This is a genomic window from Butyrivibrio sp. (genome assembly GCF_017433805.1).
Lineage (GTDB): Bacteria > Bacillota > Clostridia > Lachnospirales > Lachnospiraceae > Butyrivibrio.
This window is the reverse complement of the sequence record NZ_JAFRGN010000047.1, coordinates 1-14,285: the sequence shown is the minus strand read 5'-3', so window position 1 is coordinate 14,285 and position 14,285 is coordinate 1. Positions and strand designations below refer to the sequence as shown.

At 41.5% G+C, this 14,285-nt stretch carries 13 protein-coding genes and 5 tRNA genes; 17 read left to right on the top strand and 1 reads right to left on the bottom strand.

Annotated elements, in window-relative coordinates; translation table 11 throughout:
- Window positions 1–30 precede the first annotated feature (30 nt).
- The 17 genes from IJI01_RS11895 to pckA all read left to right on the top strand — a co-directional run bounded on the left by IJI01_RS11895 (window position 31) and on the right by pckA (window position 12,325).
- Window positions 31–103: transfer RNA gene (locus IJI01_RS11895), tRNA-Val, on the top strand.
- A 29-nt stretch (window positions 104–132) separates the two neighbouring features.
- A tRNA-Thr gene (locus IJI01_RS11890) sits at window positions 133–205 on the top strand.
- Window positions 206–211: 6 nt separating this feature from the next.
- Window positions 212–293: transfer RNA gene (locus tag IJI01_RS11885), tRNA-Tyr, on the top strand.
- 66 nt (window positions 294–359) lie between these two features.
- Window positions 360–433: transfer RNA gene (locus IJI01_RS11880), tRNA-Met, on the top strand.
- Window positions 434–439: 6 nt separating this feature from the next.
- Window positions 440–512 (top strand) — tRNA-Phe (locus IJI01_RS11875).
- 146 nt (window positions 513–658) lie between these two features.
- Complete coding sequence (locus IJI01_RS11870; protein WP_292190574.1) at window positions 659–1,258, top strand: HD domain-containing protein; 600 nt, start codon at window positions 659–661, stop codon at window positions 1,256–1,258.
- Complete coding sequence (locus tag IJI01_RS11865; protein ID WP_292190571.1) at window positions 1,251–2,756, top strand: aminotransferase class I/II-fold pyridoxal phosphate-dependent enzyme; 1,506 nt, start codon at window positions 1,251–1,253, stop codon at window positions 2,754–2,756. Before IJI01_RS11870 ends, IJI01_RS11865 begins: the two co-directional genes overlap by 8 nt.
- Window positions 2,738–4,147: a pyruvate kinase gene (gene pyk, locus IJI01_RS11860; protein ID WP_292190568.1), complete on the top strand. Its 1,410-nt coding sequence runs from the start codon at window positions 2,738–2,740 to the stop codon at window positions 4,145–4,147. The genes IJI01_RS11865 and pyk overlap by 19 nt, the downstream gene beginning before the upstream one ends.
- A 99-nt stretch (window positions 4,148–4,246) precedes the next feature.
- Complete coding sequence (locus IJI01_RS11855) at window positions 4,247–4,837, top strand: guanylate kinase (protein WP_292190565.1); 591 nt, start codon at window positions 4,247–4,249, stop codon at window positions 4,835–4,837.
- A gap of 123 nt (window positions 4,838–4,960) precedes the next feature.
- Window positions 4,961–5,401 (top strand): YaaR family protein, encoded by a 441-nt coding sequence (locus tag IJI01_RS11850; protein WP_292190562.1) that lies wholly within the window; start codon window positions 4,961–4,963, stop codon window positions 5,399–5,401.
- Window positions 5,402–5,434: 33 nt separating this feature from the next.
- On the top strand, window positions 5,435–6,481 hold the full coding sequence (locus IJI01_RS11845; protein WP_292190560.1) for a DNA polymerase III subunit: 1,047 nt from the start codon (window positions 5,435–5,437) through the stop codon (window positions 6,479–6,481).
- The gene (locus IJI01_RS11840; protein ID WP_292190558.1) at window positions 6,478–7,413 is read left to right on the top strand and encodes a PSP1 domain-containing protein; all 936 of its coding nucleotides are present in this window, start codon (window positions 6,478–6,480) and stop codon (window positions 7,411–7,413) included. The genes IJI01_RS11845 and IJI01_RS11840 overlap by 4 nt, the downstream gene beginning before the upstream one ends.
- Window positions 7,414–7,495: 82 nt before the next feature.
- Window positions 7,496–8,140: a tRNA1(Val) (adenine(37)-N6)-methyltransferase gene (locus IJI01_RS11835; RefSeq protein ID WP_442861683.1), complete on the top strand. Its 645-nt coding sequence runs from the start codon at window positions 7,496–7,498 to the stop codon at window positions 8,138–8,140.
- 74 nt (window positions 8,141–8,214) lie between these two features.
- On the top strand, window positions 8,215–9,066 hold the full coding sequence (gene rsmI, locus IJI01_RS11830; RefSeq protein WP_292190554.1) for a 16S rRNA (cytidine(1402)-2'-O)-methyltransferase: 852 nt from the start codon (window positions 8,215–8,217) through the stop codon (window positions 9,064–9,066).
- A gap of 51 nt (window positions 9,067–9,117) precedes the next feature.
- Entirely contained in the window at window positions 9,118–9,663 is a 546-nt protein-coding gene (locus IJI01_RS11825; protein ID WP_292190551.1) for a hypothetical protein, read from the top strand.
- A gap of 66 nt (window positions 9,664–9,729) precedes the next feature.
- Window positions 9,730–10,473 carry an alpha-galactosidase gene (locus IJI01_RS11820; RefSeq protein ID WP_292190548.1) on the top strand — a complete coding sequence of 248 codons (744 nt, stop codon included), beginning with the start codon at window positions 9,730–9,732 and terminating at the stop codon, window positions 10,471–10,473.
- Window positions 10,474–10,711: 238 nt separating this feature from the next.
- Complete coding sequence (pckA, locus tag IJI01_RS11815) at window positions 10,712–12,325, top strand: phosphoenolpyruvate carboxykinase (ATP) (protein WP_292190545.1); 1,614 nt, start codon at window positions 10,712–10,714, stop codon at window positions 12,323–12,325.
- Between the two features lie 80 nt (window positions 12,326–12,405).
- Here the strand turns inward: pckA and IJI01_RS11810 are convergent, their stop codons facing one another.
- Window positions 12,406–14,016 carry a CTP synthase gene (locus IJI01_RS11810; protein ID WP_292190541.1) on the bottom strand — a complete coding sequence of 537 codons (1,611 nt, stop codon included), beginning with the start codon at window positions 14,014–14,016 and terminating at the stop codon, window positions 12,406–12,408.
- Between the last annotated feature and the right edge of the window lie 269 nt (window positions 14,017–14,285).

The following is a 14,285-nucleotide window of genomic DNA, read 5'->3' as shown; positions in this document are numbered from 1 at the left end:
TTCATATTTTTGGCTTTATTTGTTTGTTAAGGGGTCTTAGCTCAGCTGGGAGAGCATCTGCCTTACAGGCAGAGGGTCACAGGTTCGAGCCCTGTAGGCCCCACTTATCAACAAAACACAATTCGTGTGTAAGCCGATGTGGCTCAATTGGCAGAGCAGCTGATTTGTAATCAGCAGGTTAACGGTTCGAGTCCGCTCATCGGCTCTATATGGATGGCTTCCCGAGTGGCCAAAGGGGACAGACTGTAAATCTGCTGCAAATTGCTTCGGTGGTTCGAATCCACCGCCATCCATTTCTTTTTTTGTCAAAAGACAAAAAGAATTACATACAATTCGTACGAGGTACGGATTTATAATGACGCGGGGTGGAGCAGTCTGGAAGCTCGTCGGGCTCATAACCCGAAGGTCATAGGTTCAAATCCTGTCCCCGCTACTACATGCCTTGATAGCTCAGTTGATAGATCAGAGGACTGAAATTCCTCGTGTCGTTGGTTCGATTCAGACTCTAGGCATCTTTTTTTTACTCAAAATTCTTACTTCAATCCCCCTAATGATAATCGAATTAAATGTTAATTCTATTTTTTTATGATTTTTATTCATTTTACCGATATTAATGGTAATATATAACAATCAAAGGAAAGATATAGAGGTAGTAAGTATGCATCACAAGCTTACGAATGAAGATAAAAGAGCAATTAAGAAGCTCTTAGACATAAAGGGATATGAACCAGATACATTTGATCCTGAAATCTTAGATCAGCTGGAAGCCAATGAAGAGTATAAGGACATTATTAAAAAGTATGGTTCAGATATTCTGTCTTGTTATGAGTACATGAGACTTAAGGAGTATATCCAGCATGGCAATGTCACTGTTTATGAGCATTGCTTACATGTGGCGCTCTGTGCGATCAAGCTCTCAAGAGCATTAGGCGTTCATTGTAAGGAGAGGGAGCTAGTAAGAGGTGCACTTCTTCACGACTACTTCTTGTATGATTGGCATAATGCTGATTCTCCAGGAAATTTACATCCTAAGCTTCATGGATTCTATCATCCTGGAATAGCGCTTAAGAATGCCACAAGAGATTTTGTTCTTTCAGAGAGAGAGAAGGATATCATCTACAAGCATATGTGGCCACTTACTGTAAGCCAATTTCCAAGATGTAGAGAGGCATGGATTGTATGCCTTGCTGATAAATATTCATCGACACTTGAAACCCTTAAACTTAGAAAAGGAAAAATAAGAGTAAACTATGCCTGATTTATACCAGGAACTAAGCAGACTGGCAGATTCAGAAATGTATCCATTTCATATGCCAGGACATAAACGTAACCTAGAGAGCACCCCGATGAAGGGTGCTTTTCGCTGTGATATAACAGAAATAGATGGTTTCGATAATCTGCATGATGAATCAGGAATAATTCTTGAAGCTGAGAACAGAGCAAATGAATTATATGGAAGCGACAGGACTTATTTTCTTGTAAATGGAAGTACAAGTGGAGTTTTGGCCGCAGTTTCTGCAGCTTTAAATGAAGGCGATACAATTCTTGCTGCCAGAGGATGTCATAGATCTTTTTATAATGCTGTATATCTTAGGCATTTGAATATAGTATATCTTCCTTATAAGAGTGATCCAATCTATGGAATACCAGATAGCTATACAAGAGAAGATATAAGCACGTATTTAACTGAAGAGGTTAAGGCAGTATTTATTACATCACCTACCTATGAAGGAAAATGCTCAGATATCAAAGGAATAGCGGATGTTTGTCATGAGAAGAATATTCCTCTTATTGTAGATGCAGCTCATGGAGCGCATTTAGGATTTGAAAGTTCGCAGGTTAATGACAACAATGAATACGATGGGCTACCTCAAAGCGCTGTGCAGCAAGGGGCAGATCTAGTTATTCATAGTGTTCATAAGACATTGCCTTCAATGACTCAGACAGCTCTTTTACATATACAGGGGAACCTGATAGATAAGAGTAAGCTTAAGAGGTTTTTACGAATATATCAGTCCAGCAGTCCATCATATGTTCTGATGTCTTCTATAGATCTGTGCATCAAAGAGATGCAGGAGAATGGAAAAAGATATGTAGACAGGCTGCTTGATTATAGAAACAGGATTCAAAATGCAACAAAGAATTGCAGCTGTTTACAAATTCCGGGAAAAAGTGCAATAGATGATGCCTCAAAAGTCATGATTTATGTAAGGAATGGCACAATGACAGGACAAGCGTTATATGATATACTTCGTGAGGAATATAATCTTCAGTTGGAAATGGCGGGAGATAAATATGCTCTTGCTATTATTTCTGGATGGGATACTGATGAAGGAATTGATAGGCTCATCAGTGCAGTCTTGGAGATAGATGCCAGTTTGGCACATGAATCTGATAACAATTTCAGTGATAATAATATGAATACTGATGCGGTGGAAAGTAATGTAGACATTTCTAGGCAGGAATATGCTCTGCCGGAGGTTTCTATGTGTATCGGAGAAGCTTGGGATTCTGAGACAGACACTGTGGATTTTCAATCTGCAGAAGGTCGTATTTCTGCGGAATTTATCAATCTTTATCCGCCAGGAATACCACTTATTGCACCAGGAGAAGTTCTTTCCAAAGAGATTATACAGGAAATAAGGCATTACCTTGATCAGAGAATGAATGTACAGGGACTTGTTGATATGTGTACAGGCGATAGCGCTCAGGGTATGGAATATAGAAAGGGATTTATATGCGTAAGACAAAAATAATTTGTACTATTGGACCAGCAAGTGAGAGTGAAGAGAAGCTTCGCGAGATCATGCTTGCAGGTATGAATGTAGCACGTTTCAATTTCTCACATGGTTCACATGAGGAGCATAAGAGAAAATATGACAGAATCAAGAAGCTTAGAGATGAGCTTGAGCTTCCTATAGCAGTAATGCTTGATACAAAGGGGCCTGAGATCAGACTTAAGGATTTCGAGAACGGTAAGGAAGAGCTTGTAACTGGACAGAGATTTACTCTTACATCAAGAGATATCATGGGCACTAAGGATGAGGTTGCCATCACATATAAAGAACTTACTAATGACTGTAAGGAAGGAATGACAATTCTTCTTGATGATGGACTTATCGAGCTCAGAGTTGATGAAGTTACAGATACAGATATCGTATGCACAGTAATCAATGGTGGACCTGTTTCAGATAAGAAGGGCGTTAACGTTCCTGGAGCAGAGCTTACAATGCCATATCTTAGCGAGCAGGATAAGAGCGATATCATCTTTGGATGTGAGCAGGGCTTTGATTTTGTAGCTGCTTCTTTTGTTAGAACAAAGGACGATGTACTGGCTATCAGAGAGATCCTCAAGGAAAAGAACAGCCAGATGAAGATCATTGCTAAGATTGAGAGTACTCAGGGTATCAACAATCTTGAATCTATCCTACAGGTAGCTGATGGTATCATGGTTGCCAGAGGTGATATGGGTGTAGAGGTTCCTTTTGAGGATGTTCCTGTAATTCAGAAGGAAATGATCAAGATGGCTGAGGCAGAAGGTAAGTACGTTATCACTGCTACACAGATGCTTGATTCTATGATCCATCATCCACGTCCAACAAGAGCTGAGGTTACTGACGTAGCTAACGCTATTTATGACGGAACAACAGCAATCATGCTTTCTGGTGAGACTGCATCTGGAGATTATCCAGTTGAGGCTGTTAAGACAATGGCTAGAATCGCAGAGAGAACAGAGGCTGATATTGATTACGTTGGAAGACTTCGTAAAAGAGATTACGCACCAGGCGATTCAACAACAGCTATTTCACATGCTACATGTAACATTGCAGCTGAGGTTAACGCAGATGCAATCCTTACTGTAACAATGTCAGGCTTCACAGCTAGCATGGTGTCTAGATATAAGCCAAATTGCCAGATCATCGCATGTACAATCAATCCAACTGTTTGCAGACAGGCTAACCTCATGTGGGGTGTTGCACCACTTCATATCAGACAGGAAGATACAGCAGATGAGCTCTTCAGAGAAGCTATCAACGCAGCCAAGAATGCTGGTTATCTCAAGGCTGGCGACAAGGTAGTTCTTACAGCTGGAGTACCACTTGGAATTCCAGGCAGAACTAATATGATTAGAGTTGAAGAACTGTGATAAAATAAATAGTACTTATTAGAATTAAACGCACAATATGATTCATATATTGTGCTTAATTCTTTTATGGGAAAAAATTAGTAGAGAACGGTAATAAAGATGGGGAAGATTTTTCTTTTGATGGGAAAGAGCACTTCTGGAAAAGACACTATTTATAAGTTTCTTATCCAGGATGAGGAGCTCGGTTTAAACAAGGTTGTGCCTTATACTACACGTCCAATGAGAGACGGAGAGAAGGATGGTGCAGAATATTTTTTCAAGAATGAAGACGAGTATCAGCAGCTTAAAGCTGATAAGAAGATAATCGAAGAGAGAACATATCACACCAAGTACGGCGAGTGGAGATATTTTACTGCTGATGATGGACAGATTGATCTTACCAAGGGCGATTATCTGGTGATTGGAACTCTCGAGTCATATTGTTCATTCAGGGATTACTTTGGCACAGAGAAAGTAGCACCAGTACTTATTAATGTAGATACTAAGATCAGACTTCACAGGGCTCTTGATAGAGAGGATAAGCAGGAACATCCTAAATACGATGAGATGTGCAGAAGATTTCTTGCTGATGAAGAGGACTTTAGCGAAGATAAGATTGAAGAAGCTGGTGTAACAAGGCGCTTTAATAATAATGAAGCTATAGACGAGTGTATTTCTGAGATACGTGGTTTTATTTTGGAGAATAAGTAACTTGCGGAATTTATGACAGTTTGAATATGTAGCTGACTATAATTATGTATTATAATTATAGTAGAAACACCCTAGATTTACGGATTTCTTTTGATTTATGAGACTAAGTCAGGAGGGCACAGCATGGATATTAAGATAAATAATATCACGCAACCGCAGCAAGTCCCGGCGCCTGAACAGGTTCAGGAGGCAGGTGGCGATTTTAAGTTTGTGCTCACCAGTAAATTAGAGGACGCGTCTTTAGCTGAACGACTTAATCTCATGATGCAGGATATAGTTCAGCAGGGTGAGAGGATATCCAAGAAGAACGATATCAAGGATATGCAGAGATATCGCATTCTTATTAAAGATTTCATGAATGAAGTAGTAACAAGATCCCATGTCTTTTCCAGAGAGAATTTCCTAGATAGGAAGGGAAGACATAGAGTTTACGGAATCATCAGACAAGTGGACGACGAGTTGGATGAGCTTGCCAGGGAGCTTGTTAAGGATGAGAAGGACAACATAGCGATTCTTGCCAAGATAGGCCAGATTCAGGGACTTCTGTTAGATATTTTTACTTGATAGTATATTCGTTTGGGGATAAGGGGACACAAGATGGCAGATTTTGCCGACATCATAGATCAGAATCAGATGAAAGAGCACATGCAGCATGCTCTCAGTACTGGCAAGGTTTCCCATGCATATATTATTTCCGGGGAGAATGGCTCAGGAAAAGAGTATATTGCCAAGATATTTGCCAAGGCGCTGCAATGCCAGCATAAAGAGAATAAGAACGAATACATTGAAGCCTGTAACGAATGTCATTCATGCGTACAGGCTTTAAGTGATAATCACCCGGATATTATTACCATCACACACGAAAAGCTGGGTAGCATCGGTGTTGATGATATCAGAGAGAAGCTTCGTGATGATGTAGTTATCCGTCCTTACGAGAGTGATTATAAGATTTACATCATTCCTGAAGGGGAAAAGATGACACCGGCTGCTCAGAATGCGCTTCTTAAGACACTGGAGGAGCCACCTTCATATATTGTAATTATCATTCTGACAAATAATATCAATGCGTTTCTTCCTACTATTATCAGTAGATGCATTGTGCTTCCAATGAAACCTGTACAGGACGATTCTATCAGGAAGTATCTGATGGAAGAGTGCCATGTTGTAGATTATAAGGCAGTTTTGTGTGCCTCTTTTGCCAGAGGAAATGTAGGTAAGGCACTGGAACTGGCTTCTAACGAGCGTTTTGATAACCTTAAGAATGGAACAATTGAGCTGATCAGTAAGCTAAAAGGTCTTGAGATCCATGACATGATGGACAGAGTTCATGAGCTGCTTGCACCAGCTGAAGAGGATGACAAGAACAGTAAGAAGGGCATAGATACCAAGGCTCTTGATGAATTCATGGATATTCTGCTGTTTCTTTTCAGGGATATGCTTGTTTACAAGGCTACAGATGAAGATAATCACTTGATTTTCACTGATAAGATATCGTATATTAGAGATGCTACACGCAGGTGTACATACGATGGAATTAATCGTATCATTAGAGATATGGAAACGGCCAAGAACCGTATTAATTCCAATGTTAATATAGATTTGGCTTTGGAGCTTATGCTCCTTGGCATTAAGGAGAATATATGACAAAAGTTATCGGCGTAAGGTTTAGAACTGCCGGCAAGATATATTATTTTTCACCAGGTAAATATGAGATCAAAAAAGGTGACCACGTAATTGTTGAGACTGCAAGAGGTGTTGAGTACGGAACAGTTGTTGCAGCGCCTAAGGAGATCGAGGATGATGAGGTAGTTAAGCCTCTTAAGACAGTCCTCAGAACAGCCAGTACCAAGGATGACGAGCAGGAAAAGACAAACAGACAGAAAGAGAAGGAAGCCTTTAAGGTTTGCCTTGAGAAGATTAAAAAGCATGAGCTTGATATGAAGCTTATCGATGCTGAATATACTTTTGATAACAACAAGATCCTCTTTTACTTTACTGCTGATGGCAGAATCGACTTCAGAGAGCTTGTAAAAGATCTTGCTGCAGTGTTCAAGACCAGAATTGAGCTCAGACAGATCGGTGTTCGTGATGAGACCAAGATTCTTGGTGGTTATGGTATTTGCGGAAGACCACTTTGCTGCCACTCATATCTGGCAGATTTCGTACCAGTATCGATCAAGATGGCCAAGGAGCAGAGCCTTTCTCTGAATCCTACCAAGATTTCTGGTGTATGTGGCAGACTTATGTGCTGTCTCAAGAACGAAGAGGACGTTTACGAAGAGCTCAACAGGAAGATGCCAGGTGTTGGTGACTTCTGCAAGGCTAATGATGGTCTTGAGGGAGAGGTTTCAAGCGTAAATATCCTGAGACAGACAGTTAAGATTCTTGTTGATGTTGATGATGAGAAAGAGGTTCACGAGTACAAGCTCGAGGAACTTGAATCTATCAGGAAGAAGCAAAAGAAAAAGAACAATAACGGCAAGAAGAATTCTCAGGAAGACGAAGAGATGAAAGAACTTGAGGCTCTTGAGAAGAAAGAGAAACAGGAAGGAAAGTCTAAACTTGGGGACAATTGATTTAAAGCCTAATGAGAGGCTGGATGACCTGCAGAGAAATGGCTACAGGATCATACAGGATCCCGAGAAATTCTGTTTTGGAATGGATGCAGTTCTTTTGTCTGGTTTTGCGAATGCTCCGGAGGGCGGAAGATGTCTTGATCTGGGAACAGGTACAGGAATCATCCCGATTCTCATGGCGGCCAAAACTAAGGCAAGTGAGCTGATTGGTCTTGAGATCCAGGATGAAAGCGCAGAAATGGCAAATAGAAGCGTTCTTCTTAATGACCTTGAGGCCAGGGTGAAAATTGTACAAGGAGACATTAAGGAGGCAGATCAATTATTTGAGGCTGCCTCTTTTGATGTTGTAACGAGCAATCCACCATATATGATTAACAGCCATGGACTTCAGAATCCGGATGCGCCCAAGGCTATTGCAAGACACGAGATACTCTGTGATCTTGAGGATGTCATAAAGGCAGCAGCCAGATGCCTTAAGTCAGGTGGTAAGTTCTATATGGTACACAGGCCCTTCAGACTCACAGAGATCATGGTTCTCATGCATGAGTACAAGATAGAGCCAAAGAGAATGAGGCTGGTTTATCCTTTTGTGGATAAAGAGCCAAGTATGGTACTCATTGAGGGAGCAAGAGGCGGAAAGCCAAGGATCACAGTGGAAGAGCCGCTAATTATATATGAAGAACAGGGTAAGTACACCAAAGAAATCTATGATATTTACGGCTATTGATAGGTTAGAGTAAGTGTAATTGCATGATAGAGAGAACGCAAAGTTAAGAAACTTTTAGAATAAAGGAAATAAAAATGGCAGGAAAATTATATTTATGTGCCACTCCAATCGGTAATCTGGATGATATGACTTTTAGAGTACTTGAGACTTTAAAGAGTGTTGATCTGATTGCTGCGGAGGATACAAGAAACAGCATTAAGCTGCTCAATCACTTTGATATTCATACAGAGATGACGAGCTATCATGAGTACAACAAGTACGATAAAGCACAGTATCTAATTGGCAAGATGCAGGAAGGGCTCAATGTAGCTCTTATTACAGATGCTGGAACACCGGCGATCTCTGATCCTGGTGAGGTGCTGGTTGCAGAGTGCCACAAGGCTGGAATAGTAGTGACCTCACTTCCAGGCCCTGCGGCTTGTATTACAGCCCTTACTTTGTCAGGACTTAGCACCAGACGATTCTGCTTTGAAGGCTTCCTTCCATCTATGGATGATAAGAAAGCCAGGAAAAGAATTCTCGAAGACCTTAAGGATGAGAGCAGAACTATGATCGTATATGAAGCGCCTCACCATCTTAAGGCAGCGCTTGATGATCTTTATGAAACACTTGGAAACAGGCGCATATCTATTTGCAGAGAGCTGACCAAGAAGTTTGAAGAGGTTAATCCAACCACAATCGAAGACGCTATTTCTTTTTATAAGGAAAATGAACCTCGCGGAGAGTATGTACTCGTAATCGAGGGCAAGAGCCTTGAAGAGCAGGACGAGGAAAAGAGACAGTCCTGGCAAGAGATGAGCATCGAGGAACATATGCAGTTCTATGAGGAGCAGGGGATCTCTCACAAGGATGCCATGAAGAAGGTGGCAGCTGACAGAGGTGTCGGAAAGCGCGAGATTTACCAGGCACTATTAGATAAACAGTGATATAGGAAGGACAACAGATAGAGTAGATTTACGTAGACATTAGGAGGGTGTATGGGAGAAGAAAAGACTTACGTAGCAAAAAGGCCACCAATGGGGTGGAACAGTTGGGACTGCTATGGAGCAGCTGTTACAGAGGAGATTTTACTGGGGAATGCCAAATACATGGCAGATAATCTCAAGGAATTTGGATGGGAGTATGTGATCTGTGATATCCAGTGGTATGAGCCAGGTGCTGATTCACATGCATATCATAAGTTCACAGATCTTGAGATGGACGAGTATTCAAGACTTATGCCAGCAACAGATAGGTTCCCTTCAGCCAAGGATGGAAAGGGCTTTGGACCTATTGCACAGCAGATTCATGACATGGGCCTTAAGTTTGGAATCCACATTATGAGAGGTGTACCAAGACAGGCGGTTCACAGGAATACTCCTATTCTTGGTACTAAGGCAACAGCTAGAGATATAGCGCATCCAGCATCAATATGTCTGTGGAATACCGATATGTACGGTGTAGATGCGAACTGTGAAGGAGCACAGGAGTACTACGACTCAATCTTCAAGCTCTACGCCGAATGGGGAATCGACTACGTTTAGGTAGATGATATTGCAAGAGTTGACTGCGGTCCAGAAGCTCCGGGTGCAGGTTTTTCTGAGATAGCAATGATCAAAAGAGCTATCGCACACTGTGGAAGAGATATAGTTCTTTCTCTTTCACCAGGACCAGCAAGAGTTGAGCAGAAAGACTTCCTGTTAGACAATGCCAATATGTGGCGAATGACAGATGATTTCTGGGACAGATGGGATCTTCTCTATGGCATGTTCGAGAGATGCAAGGCATGGGAAGGTATTGGCTGCAAGGATCACTGGCCTGATTGTGACATGCTTCCTATCGGACATCTGTGCGTATGTGAAGATGCTGACACCAAGGAAGAGCATAAGCTTTCAGACGATCCGGTAAGAGCGGGTAAGGGGCACTATTCACACTTTACTGAGGATGAGCAGAAGGTCATGATGACACTTTGGTGCATCTTCAGATCTCCACTTATGATCGGTGCTGAAATGAGAGATAACGACGAGTTTACGCTTTCTCTTTTAACTAATAAGAAGCTTCTCAATATGCACAAGCACGGCAGAAAGGCTAAAGAGATATACAGGAAGGATGACATGGTCATCTGGAAGAGCCAGACCAGGGATGGCAAGATGTATGTGGCTGTATTCAATATTGGAGAAGAAGAGAATTCTGCCAAAATTAAATTTAAGGACCTCGGAATTGATAAAGAAAATGAGTTTCCTGCTATTGATGTGTGGGAAGGCAGCAGGTACACGATGAAGGATAAAAAAGAGGTTGTTTTAAAGCCTCACAGTACCAGATGTTTCGAGATTGAAGTAGGGGAAACTGATTAAGCAAAGGCTAACTTTTTTACAGTAATTTAATAGAAAATTGCCCTAAAAAGATTGTTAAAAACTGGACTTTGTAGTATAAATGTAGTAGCGGGCGAAAGTTGCCCGGAAATTTATATGTGTATCTGCGAATTGTCTGTATATTATACAAAACCATATCAAAACACCGATAAGGAGTGATGATTACGTTTACGATATCAGATTATTCGTACAAAAAATAATAAAGAAGAGAGGTCACAAAATGGCAAACATCGATTTAAGCCAGTACGGCATCACAGGTACTACTGAGATAGTTCATAACCCATCTTATGAGCTTCTTTACGAAGAAGAGAAGAAATCTGATCTTACAGGATATGAGAAGGGTGTTGACACTGAACTCGGTGCTGTTAACGTAATGACAGGTATCTACACTGGTCGTTCACCTAAAGATAAGTACATCGTTATGGACGCTAACTCTAAGGACACTGTATGGTGGACATCTGAAGAGTACAAGAACGACAACCATCCAATGACAGAAGAGACATGGGCTACTGTTAAGGAAATCGCTAAGAAGGAGCTTTGCAACAAGAGACTCTTTGTTGTTGATGCTTTCTGCGGTGCTAACAAAGACACACGTATGGCTGTTCGTTTCATCGTTGAGGTTGCTTGGCAGGCTCACTTCATTAAGAATATGTTCATCCAGCCTACAGATGCTGAGCTTGCAGAATTCAAGCCAGATTTCGTTGTTTACAACGCTTCTAAGGCTAAGGTTGATAACTACAAGGAACTCGGACTTAACTCTGAGACTTGCGTAGCATTCAATATCACATCTCGTGAGCAGGTTATCATCAACACATGGTACGGCGGAGAGATGAAGAAGGGTATGTTCTCAATGATGAACTATTACCTTCCTCTTAAGGGTATTGCTTCTATGCACTGCTCAGCTAACACAGATATGAACGGTGAGAACACAGCAGTATTCTTCGGCCTTTCAGGAACAGGTAAGACAACTCTTTCAACAGATCCTAAGAGACTTCTTATCGGTGATGACGAGCACGGTTGGGACGACAACGGAGTATTCAACTTCGAGGGCGGCTGCTATGCTAAGGTTATCGGTCTTGATAAGGATTCTGAGCCAGATATCTACAACGCTATCAAGAGAGATGCTCTTCTTGAGAACGTAACAGTTGACGGCGCTGGTAAGATTGATTTCGATGATAAGAGTGTTACAGAGAATACTCGTGTATCATATCCTATCAACCACATCAAGAACGTAGTACTTAATGTAAATCCTACATCTTCAGGTCCTGCTGCTAAGAACGTTATCTTCCTATCAGCTGATGCTTTCGGAGTACTTCCTCCAGTATCAATCCTTACACCTGAGCAGACACAGTACTACTTCCTTTCAGGCTTCACAGCTAAGCTTGCTGGAACAGAGAGAGGTATCACAGAGCCTACACCTACATTCTCAGCTTGCTTCGGACAGGCATTCCTTGAGCTTCATCCTACAAAGTACGGTGAAGAGCTCGTTAAGAAGATGCAGAAGTCTGGCGCTAAGGCATATCTTGTAAACACAGGATGGAACGGAACTGGCAAGAGAATTTCTATCAAGGATACACGTGGTATCATCGATGCTATCCTTAATGGCGACGTTCTCAAGGCTGAGACCAAGAAGATTCCTATCTTCGATTTCGAAGTTCCTACATCACTTCCAGGAGTTGATCCTGCAATCCTTGATCCTAGAGATACATATGTTGATGCTTCTGAGTGGGAGACAAAGGCTAAGGATCTTGCAGAGAGATTCACAAAGAACTTCAAGAAGTATGAAGGCAATGACGCTGGTAAGGCTCTTGTAGCTGCTGGCCCAAAGCTTTGATTCTTTGGAAGCTTAAGTAAATAATTAAGGCGCTGTATCATTTCGATACAGCGCCTTGTTTTTTATTATTTTGAATCTAATTATCTATTTTTCTCATGCTCGAGTGATGCACCGATAAATCCAGCAAACAGAGGATGAGGTCTGTTAGGACGGCTCTTAAGCTCTGGATGAGCCTGTGTTGCCATATGGAAACTGTTAGATGGAAGCTCGATCATCTCAACGATTCTGCCATCTGGAGAAAGTCCGCAAAGCTTCATGCCATTAGAAACAAGAACTGCTCTGTAGTCATTGTTAACCTCATATCTGTGACGGTGACGCTCTGTGATGTTCTCTGAACCAAAGAGCTCAAATGCCTTGGAATCCTTATCAAGAACACAAGGATATGAACCAAGACGAAGTGTTCCGCCGATATCCTCAACACCATTCTGATCTGGTAAAAGAGCTATCATAGGATGTGTGGTGTTAGGATCAAACTCAATTGAATGAGCATCATTGTAGCCGATAACGTGTCTTGCAAATTCGATGATGGCAAGCTGCATTCCAAGGCAAAGACCAAGGAATGGAACATTGTTCTCTCTTGCATACTTAATGGCTGAGATCATTCCCTCGATACCTCTGTCACCAAAGCCACCTGGGACGATGATACCATCTACATCCTTAAAGAATTCTTCTGCATTTTCATCAGTAACTTCTTCTGAATCTACCCACTTGATATCTACTGCTGTCTGGTTAGAAATACCACCATGCTTGAGAGCTTCTACTACAGAGATATAAGCATCGTGAAGCTGAGTGTACTTACCAACAAGAGCAACCTTAACTTCATGCTTAAGTGAATAGAGAGTATCAACCATTGCCTTCCAGTCTGTAAGATCTGGTTCTGGGCAATCGAGCTTGAGACATTCACATGCTACCTGAGCCAGATGCTCTTTTTCCATAGCAAGAGGAGCCTCATAGAGATACTCAAGATCAAGGTTGTTGAGTACGTGACTGCTAGGAACATTACAGAAAAGAGCTATCTTGTCCTTGGTCTCCTGGTCAAGCTCGATCTCTGTACGACATACGATAACGTCTGGCTGAAGTCCCATTCCCTGCATAGTCTTAACAGCAGACTGTGTAGGTTTAGTCTTGATTTCCTGTGAGCAGCGAAGGTAAGGAATGAGTGAAACAAGAATAAGCATTGCATTCTCATGTCCAACCTCGTGCTGGAACTGTCTGATAGCCTCAAGGAATGGCTGTGATTCGATATCACCGACTGTTCCGCCAACCTCTATAATAGCGATGCGTGTCTCATCATCTGTAAAGTTCCTGTAGAACTTGCTCTTAATCTCATTTGTAATGTGAGGGATAACCTGTACGGTGCGTCCGCCATAATCGCCGCGACGCTCCTTCTGAAGAACGGACCAGTATATTTTACCGGTTGTAACATTTGAATTTTTATCAAGATTCTCGTCAATAAATCTCTCATAGTGACCAAGATCGAGGTCAGTTTCAGTACCATCTTCAGTCACGAATACCTCTCCGTGCTGAACAGGGTTCATAGTTCCGGGGTCAATGTTGATATAGGGGTCAAACTTCTGCATCGTAACTTTATAGCCACGAGCCTTGAGTAGTCTTCCTAGTGATGCTGCTGTTATACCCTTGCCAAGTCCGGATACAACGCCGCCAGTAACAAAAATGTACTTAACTGCCATTTTAATGATTTCCTCCTGATAATTGACGAGATACTTTATGAATTTATAGAAATATTGCTTTAAAACAAAGTCTTATTATATCTATTAACGGATAGAAAATCTAGTTGGTTTTGAAAAATAATTTATAAATGAAAATTGCTAAAGTAAATTCCACTCCCTTCTTTCGAAGTAGAGTTTACTAATGCACAAGTAGAATTTAATAGTTCACACATAATGTACACATATTAATGGTATGCTCATGCTTCCCTTCTGACAGCAGTAGAAGGAGG